Origin of the sequence: Pseudorhodoferax sp. LjRoot39, from assembly GCF_964253035.1 — a bacterium.
Lineage (GTDB): Bacteria > Pseudomonadota > Gammaproteobacteria > Burkholderiales > Burkholderiaceae_C > Pseudorhodoferax.
The window spans coordinates 2478612-2497777 of sequence record NZ_CAXUQL020000001.1; the positions used below are offsets into that span (position 1 = coordinate 2478612).

The 19166-nt window shown below is 70.7% G+C and carries 18 protein-coding genes; 6 read left to right on the top strand and 12 right to left on the bottom strand.

Annotation, left to right across the window (positions count from 1 at the left end):
* The 3 genes from ACSQ4M_RS11725 to uraD are packed head-to-tail and all read left to right on the top strand — an operon-like array spanning position 1 to position 3365.
* Entirely contained in the window at positions 1-1500 is a 1500-nt protein-coding gene (locus ACSQ4M_RS11725; protein ID WP_436189704.1) for a tripartite tricarboxylate transporter permease, read from the top strand.
* Positions 1501-1521: 21 nt separating this feature from the next.
* On the top strand, positions 1522-2499 hold the full coding sequence (locus ACSQ4M_RS11730; protein WP_436189705.1) for an ABC transporter substrate-binding protein: 978 nt from the start codon (positions 1522-1524) through the stop codon (positions 2497-2499).
* Complete coding sequence (gene uraD / locus ACSQ4M_RS11735) at positions 2499-3365, top strand: 2-oxo-4-hydroxy-4-carboxy-5-ureidoimidazoline decarboxylase (RefSeq protein WP_436189706.1); 867 nt, start codon at positions 2499-2501, stop codon at positions 3363-3365. Before ACSQ4M_RS11730 ends, uraD begins: the two co-directional genes overlap by 1 nt.
* Here the strand turns inward: uraD and ACSQ4M_RS11740 are convergent, their stop codons facing one another.
* Positions 3366-4595, bottom strand: a complete 1230-nt coding sequence (locus ACSQ4M_RS11740; protein ID WP_436189707.1) for an MFS transporter — start codon at positions 4593-4595, stop codon at positions 3366-3368.
* Positions 4596-4705: 110 nt separating this feature from the next.
* On the opposite strand from ACSQ4M_RS11740, the gene ACSQ4M_RS11745 reads away from it, so the two are divergent.
* Complete coding sequence (locus ACSQ4M_RS11745) at positions 4706-5665, top strand: LysR substrate-binding domain-containing protein (protein WP_436189708.1); 960 nt, start codon at positions 4706-4708, stop codon at positions 5663-5665.
* Entirely contained in the window at positions 5662-7785 is a 2124-nt protein-coding gene (locus ACSQ4M_RS11750) for an FUSC family protein (protein ID WP_436189709.1), read from the top strand. Before ACSQ4M_RS11745 ends, ACSQ4M_RS11750 begins: the two co-directional genes overlap by 4 nt.
* 3 nt (positions 7786-7788) lie before the next feature.
* Here the strand turns inward: ACSQ4M_RS11750 and ACSQ4M_RS11755 are convergent, their stop codons facing one another.
* The 9 genes from ACSQ4M_RS11755 to ACSQ4M_RS11795 form a co-directional block, all read right to left on the bottom strand.
* Positions 7789-8409: a hypothetical protein gene (locus tag ACSQ4M_RS11755; RefSeq protein WP_436189710.1), complete on the bottom strand. Its 621-nt coding sequence runs from the start codon at positions 8407-8409 to the stop codon at positions 7789-7791.
* 25 nt (positions 8410-8434) lie between these two features.
* Positions 8435-9280, bottom strand: a complete 846-nt coding sequence (locus ACSQ4M_RS11760) for a M48 family metallopeptidase (protein WP_436189711.1) — start codon at positions 9278-9280, stop codon at positions 8435-8437.
* Positions 9277-10020, bottom strand: coding sequence for a lysophospholipid acyltransferase family protein (locus tag ACSQ4M_RS11765; protein ID WP_436193997.1), 744 nt, complete (start codon positions 10018-10020; stop codon positions 9277-9279). The genes ACSQ4M_RS11760 and ACSQ4M_RS11765 overlap by 4 nt, the downstream gene beginning before the upstream one ends.
* Positions 10021-10111: 91 nt before the next feature.
* Positions 10112-10699 carry a D-glycero-beta-D-manno-heptose 1,7-bisphosphate 7-phosphatase gene (gene gmhB, locus ACSQ4M_RS11770; RefSeq protein ID WP_436189712.1) on the bottom strand — a complete coding sequence of 196 codons (588 nt, stop codon included), beginning with the start codon at positions 10697-10699 and terminating at the stop codon, positions 10112-10114.
* 7 nt (positions 10700-10706) lie between these two features.
* On the bottom strand, positions 10707-12824 hold the full coding sequence (gene glyS / locus ACSQ4M_RS11775) for a glycine--tRNA ligase subunit beta (protein ID WP_436189713.1): 2118 nt from the start codon (positions 12822-12824) through the stop codon (positions 10707-10709).
* A gap of 7 nt (positions 12825-12831) precedes the next feature.
* On the bottom strand, positions 12832-13740 hold the full coding sequence (gene glyQ, locus ACSQ4M_RS11780) for a glycine--tRNA ligase subunit alpha (protein ID WP_436189714.1): 909 nt from the start codon (positions 13738-13740) through the stop codon (positions 12832-12834).
* Between the two features lie 72 nt (positions 13741-13812).
* Positions 13813-15354, bottom strand: a complete 1542-nt coding sequence (lnt, locus tag ACSQ4M_RS11785; protein WP_436189715.1) for an apolipoprotein N-acyltransferase — start codon at positions 15352-15354, stop codon at positions 13813-13815.
* Positions 15351-16241 (bottom strand): HlyC/CorC family transporter, encoded by an 891-nt coding sequence (locus ACSQ4M_RS11790; RefSeq protein WP_436189716.1) that lies wholly within the window; start codon positions 16239-16241, stop codon positions 15351-15353. Before ACSQ4M_RS11790 ends, lnt begins: the two co-directional genes overlap by 4 nt.
* Before the next feature lie 90 nt (positions 16242-16331).
* Positions 16332-17051 (bottom strand): GNAT family N-acetyltransferase, encoded by a 720-nt coding sequence (locus ACSQ4M_RS11795; RefSeq protein ID WP_436189717.1) that lies wholly within the window; start codon positions 17049-17051, stop codon positions 16332-16334.
* 185 nt (positions 17052-17236) lie between these two features.
* On the opposite strand from ACSQ4M_RS11795, the gene ACSQ4M_RS11800 reads away from it, so the two are divergent.
* Entirely contained in the window at positions 17237-17659 is a 423-nt protein-coding gene (locus ACSQ4M_RS11800; RefSeq protein WP_436189718.1) for a hypothetical protein, read from the top strand.
* Between the two features lie 6 nt (positions 17660-17665).
* On the opposite strand, the gene ACSQ4M_RS11805 is transcribed toward ACSQ4M_RS11800, so the two are convergent.
* Positions 17666-18139 carry an Lrp/AsnC family transcriptional regulator gene (locus tag ACSQ4M_RS11805; protein WP_056663203.1) on the bottom strand — a complete coding sequence of 158 codons (474 nt, stop codon included), beginning with the start codon at positions 18137-18139 and terminating at the stop codon, positions 17666-17668.
* Between the two features lie 49 nt (positions 18140-18188).
* Positions 18189-19079 carry an esterase/lipase family protein gene (locus tag ACSQ4M_RS11810; protein ID WP_436189719.1) on the bottom strand — a complete coding sequence of 297 codons (891 nt, stop codon included), beginning with the start codon at positions 19077-19079 and terminating at the stop codon, positions 18189-18191.
* Positions 19080-19166 lie beyond the last annotated feature (87 nt).

The following is a 19166-nucleotide window of genomic DNA, read 5'->3' on the forward strand; positions in this document are numbered from 1 at the left end:
ATGGAACTCCTCTCCAACATCGCCATGGGCCTGCAGGTGGCCGTGCTGCCGCCGAACCTCCTGTTCTGCTTCGTCGGCGTGCTGCTGGGCACGCTGATCGGCGTGTTGCCCGGCATCGGCGCGGTGGCCACCATGGCCATGCTGCTGCCCATCACCTTCCACCTGCCGCCGGCCACCTCCCTGATCATGCTCGCCGGCATCTACTACGGCGCGCAGTACGGCGGCTCGACCACGGCCATCCTGGTCAACCTGCCGGGCGAGGCCAACTCGGTCGCCACCACGCTGGACGGCTACGCCATGGCGCAGAACGGCCGCGGCGGCGCGGCGCTGGCGATCGCGGCCATCGGCTCCTTCGTCGCGGGCACGGTGGCCACGCTGCTGATCTCGGTGTTCGGCCCCGGCATGGCGGCGCTGGCGCTGAAGTTCGGCCCGGTCGAGTACTTTTCGCTGATGCTGCTGGGCCTGGTCTGCTCCATGGTGCTGGCCAACGGCTCGCTGCTCAAGGCCGTGGTCATGATCGTGTTCGGCATGTTCCTGGGCCTGGCCGGCACGGACGCCAACTCGCCCATGCCGCGCCTGACCTTCGGCGTCATGGAGCTGGCCGACGGCATCGACTTCGTGGCCATCGCGGTCGGTCTGTTCGGCCTGACCGAGATCATGCTCAATCTCGAGCAAAAGCCGCGCGAGGTGCAGGCCGTGCCCATGCACGAGCTGCTGCCGACCCGGGAGGAACTGAAGGAAAGTGTCGGCCCCATCCTGCGCGGCACGCTGCTGGGCTCGGTGCTGGGCGTGCTGCCCGGCGGTGGCGCGCTGCTGGCCTCGTTCGGTGCCTACGCGTTGGAGAAGAAGCTGAGCCGCACGCCCGAGCGCTTCGGCAAGGGCGCCATCGCCGGCGTGGCCGCGCCCGAATCGGCCAACAACGCGGGCGCGCAGACCTCGTTCATCCCGCTGCTGACGCTGGGCGTGCCGTCCAACGCCATCATGGCCGTGATGGCCGGCGCCATGACCATCCAGGGCATCGTGCCCGGCCCGCAGGTGATGACCGAACACGCCACGCTGTTCTGGGGAATGATCGCCAGCATGTGGGTCGGCAACCTGATGCTGGTGGTGCTGAACCTGCCGCTCGTGGGCCTGTGGGTCAAGCTGCTGCAGGTGCCCTACCGGCTGCTGTACCCGGCCATCGTGTTCTTCTGCGCCATCGGCATCTACAGCATCAACAACCGGGCGCTGGACGTGTACCTGGCGGTCGGCATCGGCCTCGTCGGCTACCTGATGGTCAAGCTCGGCTTCGAGGCCACGCCCTTGGTGCTGGGCTTCATCCTGGGGCCGATGATGGAGGAGAACTTCAAGCGCGCGATGCTGCTGTCGGGCGGCGACGCGCAGACCTTCGTCGAGCGCCCGATCAGCGCCGGCCTGCTCGTGGCCGCGGCGCTGATGCTGGCCGCCATGGCCTTGCCCAGCGTCAAGCGCACCCGCGCCGAGGCGCTGAAGGAAGACTGAACCATGCAAGAGGAGACACCCATGCCCGAGCCACTGCGCCTGCGCTTCATCCTGAACACCTTCTACTCCGGCCCGCAGGCCTGGTTCTTCGTGGCCGAGGACAAGGGCTACTTCCGCGAGGAAGGCCTGGCCGTGGAGTTCACCGAGGGGGACACGCTGGCCAACGCCGTGCCGCGCCTGGCCGACGGCCTGTACGACGCGGGCTACGGCGACATGAACGCGCTGGTCGAGTGCGCGGCCAGCCGGCCCGACGAGGCGCCGGTCGCCGTCTTCGCCATGCACAACCGATCGCCGTACACCATCGCCGTGCCGGCCGCTGGAGCGGTGCTGGCGCCGCAGGACCTGGCCGGCAAGCGCCTGGTCACGCACCCCAACGATGCGGCCTGGCGCATGTTCCCCGAGTTCTGCGCGGCCTGCGGCATCGCGCCGGACAGCGTGTCCATCGAAGTCTCGGCGCTACCGCACAAGGACATCGTGCCGCTGATGCTGCAAGGGCGTTGGGACGGTTTGTTCGGCTTCGTCAACACCATCCGCGCGCAGACCATCGAGGCCGGGCTGGATGCCGACCGGCTGCTGCGCCACTTCGAGTGGCAGCACCACGTGCCCTCGCTGTACGGCGCGGCGCTGATGGTCACGCCGACGCTGCGCGATGCGCACCCCGGGGCCGTGGCGGGCCTGGTGCGGGCCGTGAACCGGGGCCTGGCTGACACCGTGGCCGATCCCGACGCGGCCATCGCAGCCGTGGCGCGGCGCAACCCTGGCCTGGACCGGGTGGCCAACCGGGCCCGCCTGGTCGGCACGCTGGGGCTGGAGATGGCGCATCCCGAGGGGGCACGCATCGGCATCGGCGCGGTCAACCCCGAGCGGCTGACGGCGACCGCCGCGCTCATGGCGCAGGCCAAGGCGCTGCCGTCCGTGCCGGCCGCCGCACGCCTGTTCGACGCCGGCTTCCTGCCGCCGCTCGCCGCGCGCGTGCGCACGCTGGCGCAGGTGCTGTGATGGCGGCCTTGCCCACGTTGGCGCAGCTCAACGCTGTGGACACCACCGCCTTCCTGGCCCACCTGGGCGAGGTGTTCGAGCACGCGCCCTGGGTGGCCGCGGCCGTCGCCCTACAGCGGCCGTTCGCGAGCACGGACGCCTTGCACCGCGCCATGCTGGCGGCCGTGGCCGCGCGTCCCGAGGAGGCGCGCGTGGCGCTGTTCAATGGCCATCCCGAACTGGCCGGCGCGGCCGCACGCCTGGGCCAGATGACGTCCGACTCGGTGCGCGAGCAGGGCGGCCTGGCGCTGGGCGCTCTGGGTGCCGAAGACGGTGCGCGTTGGGATGCGCTGAACACGGCCTACCGCGTGCGCTTCGGCTTCCCGTTCATCCTGTGCATCAAGCGGCACACGCGCGCCACGGCGCTGGCCGCCTTCGCGGCGCGCCTGGCCAACGACCGCGCCACCGAACTGGCCAGCACGCTGGCCGAGATCGGCCGCATCACGCGGCTGCGGCTGGCCGAGCGCATCGCGGACCATGGCCTGGACGGCCTGCACGGCAGCGTGGTGGTGCAGGTGCTGGACAGCCAGCACGGCCGGTCGGCCGAAGGCCTGCGCCTGGCGCTGCACGATGCCGATGGCGCGCCGCTGGCCGAGGCCGTGGAGGAGGGCCGCGGCCTGACCCTGCTGGCCGGCGCCCCGTTGCGCATGGGCCGTTACGAACTGCGCCTGCACCTGGGGGATTACCACCGGCAACGGGGCGCTCCGGACGCCTTGCTGGATGTCGTGCCTGTCGCCTTCGCCATCGATGCGCCCGAGGCCGCCTACCGGTTCACGCTGTCGGTCGCGCCCTGGGCCTACAGCCTGGTCTGCGTGCGCGAAGGCTGATCAGCAGCAGGCCGCGGCGTGCGGCACGTCCTGCCGGGCGCCACGCCGGGCGGACCACAGCACCAGCAGCAGCGCCAGGACGGCGACGGCGGCGCCCGCGACCATCACGGCCGCGTAGCCCAGCCCTGCGCTCAGCACGGCGGCGCCCATGGCCGCGCCCACCGCGTTGCCCAGGTTGAACGCGCCGATGTTGACGGCCGATGCCAGGCCGGGCGCCTCGGCCGCCGCGCGCATCACGCGCATCTGGATCGGTGGCACGACGGCGAACGCGCCGATGCCCCAGACCAGCACGCCGACAGCGGCGCCGATGTGCGTCTGCGCCAGCCACGGGAAGGCCAGCATGCTGGCCGCGATCAGCAGCAGGAAGCCGATCAGCGTCTTGTCGACCGAACGGTCGGCGAACTTGCCGCCCAGGCTGTTGCCGATCGTGAAGCCGACACCGGCCAGCGCCAGCAGGCCGGTGATGAGCGCGGGCGAGGCCGCATTGAAGGTCTTGAGCGCGGGCGAGATGTAGGTGTAGAGCGCGAACATGGCGGCCGAACTCAGCACCGTGGTCAGCATGGCGGCCAGCACCACGGGCCGCGTGAGCACCCGCAGTTCGGCCCGCACATCGGTGCGCGCCCGCGCCGCGTGGTCGCGCGGCAGTGCCAGGCGCAGCGCGAGCATGGCCAGCACGCCCAGCGCCGCGATGGCGGCGAAGGACTGGCGCCAGCCCACGCTGTCGGACAGCCAGGTCGCGGCCGGCACGCCGCCGATGTTGGCCAGCGTGAGGCCCATGAACATGGTGGCGACCGCGCTGGCCTGCTTGTTCGGTGGCACCAGGCTGGCCGCGACGACGGCGCCGATGCCGAAGAAGACGCCGTGCGTGAGGCTGGTGACCACGCGCGCCACCATCAGGCTGGCGTAGCCGGGCGCCAGCGCCGACAGCAGGTTGCCCAGCGTGAAGATGGCCATCAGCACCATCAAGGCCTTGCGCCGCGACCAGTGGCCCAGCAGCAGCGTCATGAAGGGGGCGCCCAGCGTCACGCCGATGGCGTAGGCCGAGACCAGCAGGCCGGCGGACGGGATGGACACGTCCACGCCCTCGGCGATGGACGACAGCATGCCCATGGGGCCGAATTCGGTCGTGCCGATGCCGAAGGAGCCGATGGCCAGGGCCAGCAGCGGCCCCGTGGCGCTGCGGGCGGGGCCGCTGGCTGCGGCCTGGGTGGAGGAGGTGGTGGCGTGCATGGCGGGCAGGGTGGTGCGACTAGGGATAACCCGGAGATGGCGATTGTGATGACGCACACCTTTCCAGTAAACGGCAGAATTTCGAAAATACTTTTGCTGTGATTGGGAAAATGAAGCTGACACTCGAAGAAGTCACCGTGTTCCTGACCGTCGTGGACACGGGCTCGCTGACCGCCGCGGCCGAGCACCTGGGCCAGCCCGTCTCCACCACGAGCCGGCTGCTGGCGCGGCTCGAAGACAAGCTGCAGACCACCTTGCTGCGCCGGACCACGCGGCGGCTGGACCTGACCGACGAGGGCTGCAACTTCGTGCACGACGCGCGCCAGATCCTGGAGTCGGTGCGCGTGGCCGAAGACCGGCTCATGGAGCGGCGCGGCCGGCTGGCGGGCCCGCTGCACATCGATGCGGCCTCGCCCTTCGTGCTGCACGTGCTGGTGCCGCTGCTGCCGGGCTACCGCGCGCTGCACCCGGGCGTGGACCTGGTGCTCAACAGCAACGAGGGCTTCATCGACCTGCTGGAGCGCCGCGTGGACCTGGCCATCCGCATCGGCGAGCTCAAGGACTCGACGCTGCACAGCCGCTTGCTGGGCCAGGTGCGCAACCGGCTCGTGGCCAGCCCGGACTACCTGGCCCGCCGCGGCACGCCGGCCGACGCCGAAGCGCTGCGTGCGCACGAACTGCTGGGTTTCAGCCAGCCCGAGGCGCTGAACCTGTGGCCCGTGCAGTACGCCGATGGCCGCCCCGCGCGCATCCAGCCCACGCTGCTGTCGTCCAGCGGCGAGACACTGCGCCAGATGGCGATCGCGGGCATGGGCATCACTTACCTCAGCGACTTCATGACCGCGCGCGACATCGCGCAGGGCCGGCTCGTGGAGGTGCTGCCGCAGGCCACGCTGCACAGGCCGCGGCCCGTGCACGCGGTCTACCACCAGCAGTCGGCCGTGTCGGTGCGCATCGCCTCCATGGTGGGCTACCTGGCCGAGGCCATGCGGGCGCCCGAAGCCGAATGGGCAAGCTATGTGGCACCCGCGGCGTCTAAGATCGCCGGCCCCATGGAGGACCCGCGTTGACTTCCCCCTTCGAAGCCATCCGCCGCTGGCTGGTGCAACTGCCCGCCTACGGCCTGAACGGCATCGGCACGGCGCTGGGCGTGCTGCTCGTGCAGTTGCTGGCTGGCGCGCTGGGCGGCCTTCCGGCCTCGCTGCTGGCTTCGGGCGGCGCCATCTACGCCAGCCTGGCCGACACGCCGAACCCGCCGCACCGCACCTGGCGGCGCGTGGCGATGGCTGCGGCCGTGGGCCTGGTCTCCAGCGTGCTGGTCACGGCCTTGCGCGGCCATGCCGTGGTGCTGGGCGGGCTGGTCGCCGTGCTGGCCTTCGGTTCGAGCATGCTGCTGGCCTGGGGCCCGCGCGCCGGGCCGATCTCCTTCGTGCCGGTGCTGGCCATCGTGTTCACCATGGCCGGGCCGGCGCCGGGCTCCTGGCAGGTCCAGGTCGAGCACGCACTGTGGACGACCTTCGGCAGCCTGGTCTACCTGGGCTGGGCGCTCATGGCTTCGCGCTGGCTGCAGCCGCGCTACCGCGCGCTGGCGCTGGCGGCCGTGGTCGAGGGCACGGCCGCGCTGCTGCGCTCACGCGCCGCCATGCTGTCGGCCGGCCCGCGCGAGATCTCTGGCGCGCTGCCCTTGCAGGACTGGATGCAGCGGCAGGTGGCGCTGGACGAGCGCCTGCAGCCCGCGCGCGACCTGCTGTTCCCGGCCACCGAGGCGAGCGGCGCGCAGCGCCAGATCGCGATCCTGCTGCACGCCATCGCGCTGCGCGACACGCTGCTGGGCAGCGAACTCGACCTGGACCTGCTCGGCGACGATGCCGCGGCCGAGCGGCTGCGGCTGGCGCTGGCGGCGCGCATCGCGGCCACGGCCGACACGCTGGGCTGGCTGGCCCAGGCCGTGCAGTGGGACCGGCCCATGGCCGCCGCGCCGGTCGGCGACCAGGGCCTGCCGGCGGCGCTGGCCGCCTTTGCCGACGATCCACGCCGCAGCGCGCTGGCGGCCGCCCTGGGCGAGCGGGCCCAGCACATCGCCGACGATCTCGCGCGCATGCTGCAGACCTGGCGCGGCCAGGCCCAGCCCACGCCGCTGAGCGCGGCCGAACTGCAGTTCTTCGTCTCGCCCGAAGGCTGGCCGCTGGCCGCGCTGGCACCGCACCGGCGGCTGTCCTCGCCGATCCTGCGCCAGGCCTTGCGCAGCGCCGCGGCGCTGGGCACGGCCTACTTCCTGGCGCTGGCGCTGCCCTGGGCTTCGCACCCGCACTGGCTGGTGCTCAGCGTGGCCGTGGTGCTGCGCGGCAACCTGGACCAGACCCTGGCCCGGCGCGATGCGCGCGTGGCCGGCACCGCGCTGGGCTGCCTGCTGGTGCTGCTGTTCGCCTGGCTGGGGCAGACCTGGCTGTCGGGCGTGGCCTTCCTGCTGGCCGTGGGCGTGGCCCACGCCTTCGTCAATGTGCGCTACCTGGTCACGGCCACGGCGGCCACCATGATGGCGCTGCTGCAGGCCCACATGGCACACCCGGCCGGCGGCTACGCCATCGGCGAGCGCCTGGCCGATACGCTGCTGGGCGCGCTGCTGGCCTGGGGCTTTTGCTACGTGCTGCCCGCCTGGGAGCGGCGCAGCCTCGCGCGGCTGGTCGCGCGCGTGCAGGAGGCCGCGCGTGTGCTCGCGGCCGAGGCGCTGCGCTGGCCCGAGGCTGGCCAGTCCGACCTGGCGCTGCGGCTGGCGCGGCGCGAGTTCTACGAGGCGATCGGCTCGATCGCCGCCAGTGCCCAGCGCAGCCACGCAGAGCCCACGCGCGTGCAGCTGCCGGTGCCGGCCATGGCCACGCTGCTCACGCGCTGCCATGTGCTGCTGGCGCAGCTGTCGGCCGTGCGCACCATGCTGGAGCGAAGGCGCGAGCGGCTCGACGAGCCCTCGGCGCGCCAGGCGCTTGTGGCGGCGCAGGCCGAGGTGGCAGGGGTGCTGGCCGGCACCGTGGAAGCCGGCGTGGGCGGCCTGGCCGATCCGGGCCTGGGTTGGCCCGATCCGCAGGCGCCGCTGCTGCCCTGGCTGCAGCGCCGGCTGCAACTCGTGGTGCAGGGCGCGCGTGGCGTGCGGCAGGCGGCCACCGCGGTGCAGGCGGCCGGCGCGCGCCGCTGAGGATCAGGCCGGGGGCAGCCCCAGCAGTTCGCGGTAGTCGTGGGCGGTCTGCGGCGAGGCCGTGTCCAGCGCCTGCTGCCAGGCGGTCTGGTGGCGCAGCACCAGGCGTGCGTCGGCCACGGCCTTGGAGCGGCAGAACCAGTGGCAGGTGTGCTGCATGAGCAGCAGCTCGGCCATCATGCGGCGTGCCAAAGTCTTCTCGCTCAACCCCGCGCTGTTGGCCGCCACCTCGGCGATGCCGCGTGCATGGATCTTGAAGGCCTCGCGCACGTCGAACATCCGGTAGCGCGGCAGCAACTGCTGGGCCCACGGAATCCACATCGGCAGCTTGCTGACCTGGGCCTGCGGCGCGGGCATGGTGGCGACATCGGTGGCGAAGCGCTGGAACTGGCCGGCCAGCGCCTGTTCGGTGCCGGCCAGCACGCCGCGCACCTGGCGCGCGCGCTCCGCGTCGGCCTCGCCGAGCCAGCGCAGGTAGCCGTCGGTCAGCGCCTCCATCTGCTGTTCGATCTGGTAGGGGCGCAGGTACTGCGCGAGCAGGGCCACGCGGGCCTGCTGTTCGCGCGTCTTGCGCACCTGCGCGGCGATGCCCAGCACGGCCAGCAGCAGCAGGAGTTCGGTCATGGGCGCGCGCTCCGCGCGAAAGAGGTCATGGCCATTGGGGGATGGGCTCGTCCTTGAGTTGGCCGCGCAGCGCGGCGTAGTCGGGCACGATGGAGGCCACCGTGTCCCAGAAGCGGGGGCTGTGGTCCATCACGCGCAGATGGCTCAGCTCGTGCACGACCACATAGTCGATGATGGACAGGCGCAGGTGGACCAGCCGCCAGTTCAGCCGGATCGAGCCGCTGCTGCTGGCGCTGCCCCAGCGTGTGCCGGCACTGGACAGTGTGAGCTTGGTCCATTGCACGCCCAGCTGCGGCGCGTAGTGCTGCAGCCGTTCGGTGAACAGGCGCTTGGCCTGGCGCATGAGCCAGGCCTGCACGGTGTCGCGGATCTGCTCGGGCGCGGCATGGCCGGGCAGGGCCAGTTGCAGCACGCCGCGCTCGGCGTCCAGTGCAGCGCCGCCGCTGCCCGCGAAGCGGTGGCTGGGGTCGAGTTCGAGCCGGATGGGCTGGCCCAGGAAGGGCAGGGCCGCGCCGTCCTGCCAGACGATGCGGGCGTCGGCCATGCGCTGCTGGCGCGTCTGGGATTCGCCCAGCTTGCGCAGGATCCAGCCGCTCTTGTCGCGCACGGCCGTGTCGATCTCCGGGAGCGGCACCCAGCGCGGCGCGCTGACGACCAGACCGTCGGCCGCGACCACGAAGCCGATGGTGCGGCGCTTGGCGCGCTTGAACAGGTAGTCCACCACGGCCGGGCCGAGCAGGGCCTGGCGGTTGGCCTGCGGATGCGAGAAGCGCACGGCCGCCACCGGGTCCGGCAGCGCCGCCGCGGGCGCCTGGGCGGGCGCGGCGGGCGGCGCGAAGAAGTCGAGCGCCAGCTGGACCAGGGGCTTCACTTGAGTCCTGGATAGGCGTCGGGGTCGAGCCGGTGCATCTCGGCCTCGATCCAGGCCTGCACCTCGCGCATGAGCTCGTCGGCCTTGCGGCCCTCGGTGGGAATCGGCTTGCCGATGGAGATGTCGACGATGCCGGGCCGCTTGACGAAGGCCTTGCGCGGCCAGCACTTGGCCGAGGTGACGGCGATCGGCACCACCGGTGCGCCGCAGGCGATCGCCAGGCGCGTGCCGCCGGACTTGTAGTTGCCCACGCCACCGCGCGGGATCCGCGTGCCCTCGGGGAACATGATCACCCAGTTGCCCTGCTTGAGCAGGCGGCGGCCCTGCTGCACCACCTTGGCGAAGGCGCGCGAGCCGTCCTTGCGGTCGATGTGGATCATGTCCATGCGCGCCATGGACCAGCCGAAGAACGGGATGTAGAGCAGCTCGCGCTTGAACACGTAGGCCAGGGGGTGCGGCATGATCGCCGGCATCACCAGCGTCTCCCAGGTCGACTGGTGCTTGACCAGCAGCACGGCGGCGTCCAGCGAGCCATGCGGCAGGTTCTCGAAGCCCGTGATGCGGTTGCGGATGCCCAGGATCCACTGGCCGCCGCTGACGGCCGTCTTGAGCCAGCCGGCGCAGATCCAGTACATGCGTGTGGGGCTCACGAACACCGAGGCGATGATCGCGAACGTGGCCCAGGGCACGATGGTCACGACCATCCAGACGAGGTGCAGCACCGAGCGCACGAAGGCCAGCAGCCAGGCGCTGGGGGACAAACCGTTTCTCATTCGAATACCTCACCCTGGCGGGTAGCGGTGCGAGCCTCTTCGGGCGGCCGGGCGGGGCTCATGGTGCGGGGGCGGGGCGTTGCAGCAGTTCGCGCGCGGTCAGGAATTCGGCGAAGGCAGCCAGGTCCTGGTGCACGATGGTGTGGGCGGGAAAGTCGCTGGGCAGCGGCGGCGCCGTGCCCTGGTCGGCCAGGGCGGCGGCCTTGCCGGTCAGCACCAGGTGCGGTTCGCAGCCGGCCGCCACGCCGGCCTGCAGGTCGCGCGCGCTGTCGCCCGCGGTGGGCACATCCCTGAGGTCCACGCCCAGGCGTTCGCCGATCTGCTGGAACAGCCCAGGCTGCGGCTTGCGGCAGGCGCAATGGTCGTCGGGCGTGTGCGGGCAGTAGAACACCGCGTCGATGCGGCCGCCCAGCGTGGCCAGCGCCTTGTGCATCTTGGTGTGGATGGCGTTGAGCGAGACGACATCGAACAGGCCGCGGCCCAGGCCCGACTGGTTGGTGGCGACCACCACGTGCCAGCCGGCGTGGTTGAGCCTGGCGATGGCTTCCAGCGCGCCGGGCAGCGGCTCCCATTCCTCGGGCGACTTGACGAACTCATCGCTGTCGACGTTGATGGTGCCGTCGCGGTCCAGGATGACCAGTTTCATGGCGGGTCTAGGCCAGGCGCGAGAGGTCGGCGACGCGGTTCATCGCCGCGTGCAGGGCCTTGAGCAGGCCCTGGCGGTTCAGGCGCAGGTCGGCCTGCTCGGCGTTGACCATCACGGCGTCGAAGAAGGCGTCCACGGGGGTGCGCAGCGCGGCCAGGGTCTGCAGCGAGGCCGTGTAGTCGCCGGCCTCGAACTGCGCGTCGGCCACGGGCGCGGTGCGCTGCAGCGCGGCGTACAGCTGCTTCTCGGCGGACTCCTGCAGCAGCAGCTCGCTGACGTGGGCGTCGACCTCGCCGGCCTTCTTGAGGATGTTGGACACGCGCTTGTTGGCGGCGGCCAGGGCCGCAGCCTCTGGCAGGGCGGCGAAGGCGCGCACGGCCGCCAGGCGCTTGGGAACCTCGCCCAGGCGCGCGGGACGCAGTGCCAGCACGGCGTCGACTTCCTGGGCGCTGTAGCCCTGCTCGCGCAGGCTGCCGGCCAGGCGTTCGTCGAGGAAGTTCAGCAGCGCCTCGGTCGGATCCTGGATCTTGTCGCCGAAGGCCGGCACGGCGGCGCGCACGAGCGCCTCGGGTGCGAGCGGCAGATTCTTCTCGGACAGCATGCGCAGCACGCCCAGTGCATGGCGGCGCAGCGCGAACGGGTCGCGGTCGCCGGTGGGCAGGTTGCCGATACCGAACATGCCGACCAGCGTTTCCAGCTTGTCGGCCAGTGCGACCACCAGGCCCACGTCGTTGCGCGGCAGCGCGTCGCCCGCGAAGCGCGGCTTGTAGTGGTCTTCGATGGCGTCGGCGACAAAGGGGAGCAGGCCATCGTTGAGCGCGTAGTAGCGACCCATGGTGCCCTGCAGCTCGGGGAACTCGCCGACCATGTCGGTCACGAGATCGCTCTTGGCCAGTTGCGCGGCCTGGTCGGCCTGGGCCGCCAGCTCTGCGCCGCCGAGTTGCTGCGCGATGGCTGCTGCAATCGCCCGCACGCGCGCGATGCGCTCGCCCTGGCTGCCCAGCTTGTTGTGGTAGACCACCTTGTCCAGCCCTGGCACGCGGGCGGCCAGCGTCTTCTTGCGGTCCTGGTCGTAGAAGAACTTGGCATCGGCCAGGCGCGGGCGCACCACGCGCTCGTTGCCACCGGTCACGGCGCTGGCGTCTGCGGGACGGATGTTGCTGACCACCAGAAAGCGGTTGGTGAGGCGGCCCTCGGCGTCCAGCAGCGGGAAGTACTTCTGGTTGGCCTTCATCGTGAGGATCAGGCACTCCTGGGGCACGTCCAGGAACTCGGGCTCGAAGGCGCAGACCAGCACGTTGGGGCGTTCGACCAGGGCCGTCACTTCGTCGAGCAGGGCCTCGTCTTCGATGGGGCGCGCACCGCCGCCGACCTGGGCGGCTGCGGCGGCCAGCTGGCGCGCGATCTCGGCGCGGCGCGCGTCGAAGCCGGCGATCACAGAGCCGTCTTCGGCCAGGGTGTCGGCATAGCGGTCGGCGTGGGCCAGCACCACGGGCGATTTCGCGGCCTCGAAGCGGTGGCCCTGCGTGCTGTTGCCTGCCTTCAGGCCCAGGGCCGTGACAGGCACGACTTCGCTGCCGTGCAGCGCCACCAGGCCATGGGCCGGGCGCACGAAGCTCACGCTGGTCCAGCCCGGCAGTTCGCAGCCTTCTTCGAGCTGGTAGCTCATGACCTTCGGGATCGGCAGCTTGGCGATGGCTTCGAGCAGCGCCTTCTGCAGGCCCTCGGCCAAGGCCACACCGGCCTGCACGCTGTCGAAGAACAGCGCCTCGGCTTTGCCGTCGGGCGCGCGCTTGAGTTGCGGCACGGCCGAAGCGTCGGCGCCCAGCGTCGCCAGGCGCTTGAGCAGCGCGGGCGTGGGCTGGCCATCGGCCGTCAGGCCCACGGCCACGGGCATGAGCTTGGTCGATTGCGGCTTGTCGGCCGCGCGCGCGAGCACTCCCGTGATGTGGGCGGCCAGGCGGCGCGGCGAGGCGAAGGCGGTCAGCTGCGCATCGGCACCGGCCAGGCCCTGGGCGCGCAGTTGCTCCAGCAGCTGGGCGGCGAAGGCATCGCCGAGCTTGCGCAGGGCCTTGGGCGGGAGTTCTTCGACGAACAGTTCAACGAGAAGGTTCTGGGCAGTCATAGGGTTCTCAGGCCGCCTTCTTCGGAGGAATCTGCGCGACCCATTCGCGCGGTGCCATCGGGTAGCCCAGGCGCTCGCGGCTGTCCACGTAGCTCTGCGCCACGGCGCGCGCCAGGTTGCGGATGCGGCCGATGTAGGCGGCGCGTTCGGTCACGCTGATGGCGCCACGGGCGTCCAGCAGGTTGAAGCTGTGCGCGGCCTTGAGCACCTGCTCGTAGGCCGGCAGCGCGAGCTGCTGCTCCATCAGGTGCTTGGCCTGCTTCTCGTGCGCATTGAAGGCCGTGAACAGGAAGTCGGCGTCGGAGTGCTCGAAGTTGTAGGTGGACTGCTCCACCTCGTTCTGCTTGTAGACGTCGCCGTAACTGAGGCCTTCTGTCCACTGCAGGTTGTAGACGTTGTCCACGCCCTGCAGGTACATGGCCAGGCGCTCCAGGCCATAGGTGATCTCGCCCGTGATGGGCTTGCAGTCGATGCCGCCGACCTGCTGGAAGTAGGTGAACTGCGTCACCTCCATGCCGTTGAGCCAGACCTCCCAGCCCAGGCCCCAGGCGCCCAGCGTGGGGTTCTCCCAGTCGTCCTCGACGAAACGGATGTCGTTTTTCCTGAGGTCGAAGCCCAGTGCCTGGAGCGAGCCCAGGTACAGCTCCAGGATGTTGCTGGGCGCGGGCTTGAGCACCACCTGGTACTGGTAGTAGTGCTGCAGGCGGTTGGGGTTCTCGCCGTAGCGGCCGTCCTTGGGGCGGCGGCTGGGCTGCACGTAGGCGGCCTTCCAGGGCTCGGGGCCGAGCGCGCGCAGGAAGGTGGCGGTGTGCGAGGTGCCTGCGCCCACTTCCATGTCGTAGGGCTGGAGCAGTGCGCAGCCTTGCTCGGCCCAGTACGTCTGCAGCTTGAGGATGATTTGTTGGAATGACAGCATCGATGCGGAGCCGGGCCGCAGGCCGGCAATGTGGTCGAAAGCGGCGCGCCGTGGGCGCGCAAACCGCAGATTCTACGGGCGCGGCCTGCGCCACAGCGCCAGCGCCACGACAGCCAGCGCCAGGCCCCACAACGGCGACAGGCCGAAGCGCCCGGCCCACCAGGCGAACGGTGTGATGTCGGTGCGGCCATAGACCTCGCCGGTCAGCACCTCGCGCGTGAGCCGCGGCAGCGCGTGCGTGACCCTGCCTTGCGCGTCGATGATGGCGGTGGCCCCGGTGTTGGTGGCGCGCAGCATCGGCCGGCGGAACTCCAGCGCGCGCATGCGCGAGATCGCCAGGTGCTGGTCGATGGCAATGCTGTCGCCGAACCAGGCGATGTTGCTCATGTTCACGAAGATGGTGGGCGCCCTGGCCGGGTCGACGAAGCGCGCCGCGAGTTCCTCGCCGAACAAGTCCTCATAGCAGATGTTGGGCGCGAGCCGCTGCGCCCCCAGCACCATGGAAGCCTGGCCCACATCGCCGCGGCGGAAATCGCCGAGCGGGATGTTCATCATCTCGGTGAACCAGCGAAAGAACGGCGGAATGAACTCGCCGAAGGGCACCAGGTGGTGCTTCGCGTATTCGTAGTGGGCCGTGCGGCCCGGGGTGAAGCCTACCGCCGCGTTGATGTAGCCGCTGCGCATGTCGCCCATGGGCATGCCGATCAGCGCGGTCTGCCCGCCCGCCGCGAAGCGGGCCTGCAGCGCCTGCCAGTAGCCGATGGGCAACTGCTCGGGCAGCAGCGGCAGCGCGGTTTCGGGTGCGACCACCAGTGGCGCCGAGGCCAGGTTGAGCTGCTGGCCGTACCACTGCAGCGACTGCTCGATGCCGATGCCGGGCTCGAACTTCACGTCCTGCGGGATGTTGCCTTGCAACAGGCTCACGCGCAGCGGCTCGGCGATCACGGCGCTCTCAGCCGCCGGCTGGAGGCGGCCCAGTCCGAAGGACAGCGCGACCACGGCCACCAGCGCCAGCGCAGCCGGCAGGCGGCCCTGTGCCGAGGCAGCGACCGAGGCCAGCAGCGCGGCCGCCAGCGCGGCGATGGCCGTGATGCCGTAGACGCCGACCCAGGGCGCGAAGGCGGCCAGCGGACCATCCACGTGCGCATAGCCCGCCGCGCCCCAGGGGAAGCCCGTGAACAGCAGGCCACGCGCGAGCTCGGCCAGCGTCCAGAGCGCGGCCCACAGCAGCGCGCGGCCGAGCGGGTCGCGGATGTTGCAGTGGCGCACGATGCCGGCGGCCAGCGCGTAGTACAGCGCGAGCAAAGCGGCCAGTGCCGCCACCGACAACACCGCGAGCACGGCCGGCAGCCCGCCGTAGACATGCAGCGAGATGAACAGCCACCAGAAGGTGCCGCCCAGCCAGGCCAGCGCGAACAGGAAGCCGCGCAACGCCGCGGCGCGCGTGCTGGGCGCGCTGTCGACGAGGCGAACCAGCACCTCGAGCGCGAACAGCTGCAGCCACCACTGAGGCTGGCCGTCCCAGGGCGCGGAGATGGACAAGGCATGGGCCCCGCCGGCCAGCAGCGCACCCGCCATGGCCACCCAGGCGCCTGGCAGGGCGCGCAAATTCATGGGGCGGAGTCGCCGGCTTCGGTCGCGGGAAACACCTTGAACCAGCGCACCGCGCCGCCCTTGGTGTGCAGCACCAGGAAGCGCAGGCCGGCCAGGTCGTGGCTCTCGCCGCGGCGCGGCACGTGGCCGACCTCGTGCGCGATCAGGCCGCCGATGGTGTCGAAGCGGTCATCTTCCGGGCCGGTCTGCAGCGTGACCGCGAAGGCTTCTTCGACGCGCTCGACGGGCGTGTCGCCGCTCACGCGGTAGGTGCGGTCGGCCAGGCCGAAGATGTCGCCATGGTCTTCCACGATGTCGAACTCGTCCTCGATCTCGCCGACGATCTGCTCGAGCACGTCCTCGATCGTGATGAGGCCGGCCACGCGGCCGAACTCGTCGATGACCACGGCCAGGTGGTTGCGGTTGCCGCGGAACTCGCGCAGCAGGTCGTTCAGGCCCTTGCTCTCGGGCACGAACACGGCCGGGCGCAGCAGCGCGCGCAGGTTCAGTTCGGGAGCCCGCTGCAACTTGAGCAGGTCCTTGGCGAGCAGGATGCCGATGATGTTCTCGCGCTCGCCCTCGTAGACGGGGAAACGCGAGTGCGCCGTGTTGATGACCTGGTTCAGCAACTGCTCGTAAGGCGCGTCGATGTCCAGGCAGTCCATGCGCGTGGCCGCCACCATCACGTCGCCGGCCGTCTGGTCGGCCATGCGGATCACACCTTCGAGCATCACGCGGGCGTCGGGCCCGATGATGTCGTTCTGCTCCGCGTCGTTGAGTGTTTCGATCAATTCCGCCCGCGAATCCGGGCCGGGATGGATGAATTCGGCCAGGCGTTGCAGGAAGCTGCGCTTGTCTTCGCGCTCGAGGCTACCGGGCGCGGAGCGCCCAGGATAGGGGTCTGACACTGACGGGGGTGCACGGCGTGCGGCTGTGGGGGAACCGCAAGGATAGCGGATCGCCGCCGGGGCACCCAGCCCGGCATGCGCCGGCAGCGCTCAGCGGCCGGACTTTTGGCGCGCGCCCTGCACACCCTGGCGCACTTCCTGTAGGCCTTGCAGGAAGCCGCGGAACTGGTGGGCCTGGGCCTTGAGGTGGTAGTCCGTGAGGCCCAGGTGCTGCTGCACGAGTTCGTTCACGCGCGAGTCCAGCGTGGCGGCCGGCAGGCGCAGGAAGGCCTCGGACTCGGAGCCGTCGCGCTCGACCGTGGCGCCAGCGTTGCGCGCGATCTTGAGCATGGCCGTGTTCTCGCTGAGCGCGTGGATGAACAGGCTTTGCACGCCCTCGTTGCGGGCATGCATGACGGCGCGCTCGAACAGGCGTGCGCCGTAGCCGCGCCCGCGCACATGCTCGGACACCGACACGCCGAACTCCGCGCACGAGGTCAGCGAGGGATCGATGGAGAAGGCCAGGTGCGCCATGGCGATCAGTTCGAGCCGGCGGTTGTAGATGCCGAAGATCTCATCGCGCGTGAAATCCAGGCTGTCGACATAGCGACGCACATGCTCGTCGGCGGCTGCGTAGCCGAAGCGCAGGTAGCGGTCGTGCGGGCTCAAGGCCATCAGGTGGCGGGAAATGCGTTCCCGGTGCTCCGGGCCCAGGGAGCGGATCGGCACGATGACCGGGGTGGTGCGGCGTTTGTCGGCCCCGTCGCGCCCATGGGCGCGCGCGATGCCGTCAACCGCGGACGGTACAGGGGTTTGGGTGTTATGCTGCATTGCAGCAATATACGACCAACGCGTCTTCGTCGCAGGCAGTACCGCACGGATTTCTGCCCAGACTGAAGGTCAATTGGCACCACGCAACAAACGAAACAAAGCTTGGTGCGGGCTGCAATCTGGCTGTAACCAGCCGTTTGGATACTGCGGCACATGAAGTTGGTCCCGCAGCAGGAGAACCCCCCGTGTTTTTGACGACTCTCGGCAGTGCTTCCGGTGATCGCTCGGATTCCGCGCAGCGTGCTATACGCCAGGGCTGGTTGCGCTGGCCATGGTCCCGACGGGACGGCCGGCTGGAGGAGATCCGGCGCCTGATGCTGGCCCAGCTCGCGACCGTGGCCAATGCGGAGCAGCGGGCGAGCCTTGCCGTCCGCATCAAATCGGCCGCCGATCCGGAGGCCCTGTGGGTCTTGCGTGGCGATTGGATGGCAGCGCTTGCGGACCACGAGGGCCTGCTGCTGGCGCGCCAGCGCATGAGCGACGTGAGCTTCATGTTCTCCGGCCTGCTGGACCGGGAGGAGCATGCGCGCACCGGCCTGGAGGTGCTGCGCACCGACATGCCGCGTGGCCTGGTGCGCAACGCGGCGCAGCTGCGCGCCGACCACTGAGACTGGCTACAGCGGCAGGGCGGTGGTGGCCTTGACGCGGTCCAGCACGAAGCTGGTCTTGCAGTCCTGCACGCTGGGGTGCTTGAGCAGGGTGCCCATCACGAAGCTGCGGTAGTGCGCCATGTCGCGCACCACCACGCGCAGCAGGTAGTCCATGTCGCCCGTCAGGGCCTCGCATTCCACGACCTCGGGCCAGGTGACGACGCTGGCGCGGAACAGGTCCATGGGGTTGCGCTTGTGTGTCTCGGCCAGCTTCTCCAGCCGCACGTTGAGATAGGCCGTCAGCGCTAGGCCCACGGATTCGGGCTTGACGAGCGCCACGTAGCGGTCGATCACACCGCTGTCCTCCAGCCGCTTGACACGCCGCAGCACGGCGCTGGCCGACAGGCCCACCTGCTCGGCGATCTGCTCGTAGGTGGCGCGGCCGTCGGTTTGCAGCGCGTTCAGGATCTGGCGATCCAGCTTGTCCAGCGTTTCCAAGGCCGCTCCTGCTTCGAAGGAAATGGGGAAGGGGATTCTGCCGCTGGATTCAGGCGGCGCGCACGAGCTGCAGGCTGTCGTGCAGCACCCGTTCCTGGAAGGCCAGCGCCACGTGGGGATGGCCTGGCACGAAACGGTTGTCGGCGCCGGTCCGCGCGGCCGTGGACACCGGGAACACCACGTTGTCGCAGTTGGAATACCAGCAAGTGAAGGGCACGGGTGGGGTCTGGAGCTCGTCGCGCGCGAGCCGGACCAGCCAGCGGCTGTTGCGCTCCATCTGGCGTGCGTTCTCGCCATGGCCCAGCTGCGCCATCCAGGTGCCGCTGTGCGGGCTGGCGATCGTGACCACACGCGCCACGCGGTCCGCAGCCCCTGGCGTGCGCAGCCAGGCGCGCGCCGCCAGGCCGCCCATGCTGTGGCACACCAGCACCGGCGCCTGGCCAGTTGCCGCCATGAGCCTGGCCACAGCGGCATCGATGGCCGGCACGTAGGCATCGATCGATCCGGTCACAGGCTCCAGGCTCACGGCGATGTGGGGCAGGCCCAGCGCGCGGGCGCGCCGCATCCAGGGTGCCCAGAAACCGCGGTTGCAGAACAGGCCGTGCACGAACACCACGCCGCGCTCCCGCGTGCCTGGCGGCAGGTGGTCGGGCTCGGCATGCTCGCGGAACGGTTGGCGCCAGAAGAACACCTGCACGCCACTGCGCCATTCGGCCCACCAGGCTGCCAGCAACTGCGCCGGCGTCGGCTGTGGCGCGGGATCGTTGTGCTGGCGGGCCAGCAGCGCGAACTCGCAGGCCAGCAGGGCGCCGTAGCCGAGCGCCGGCAATGCCAGGCCGGCCAAGGCCAGCAGCGGCGACGAGGACCACCAGCCCAGCAGCCAGGCCAGGGCCAGCGAGGCGAGAAGCAGGCAGAGCAGTCGTTGCAGGCGTGCGAGCATGGGCGCGGTGCAGTGGGGCAGCTTGCATTGTCGTCCTAGGGCAAGCCCCGCTGGCGGTGGCGCAGGCGCTGAGCACAATGCCGCCGC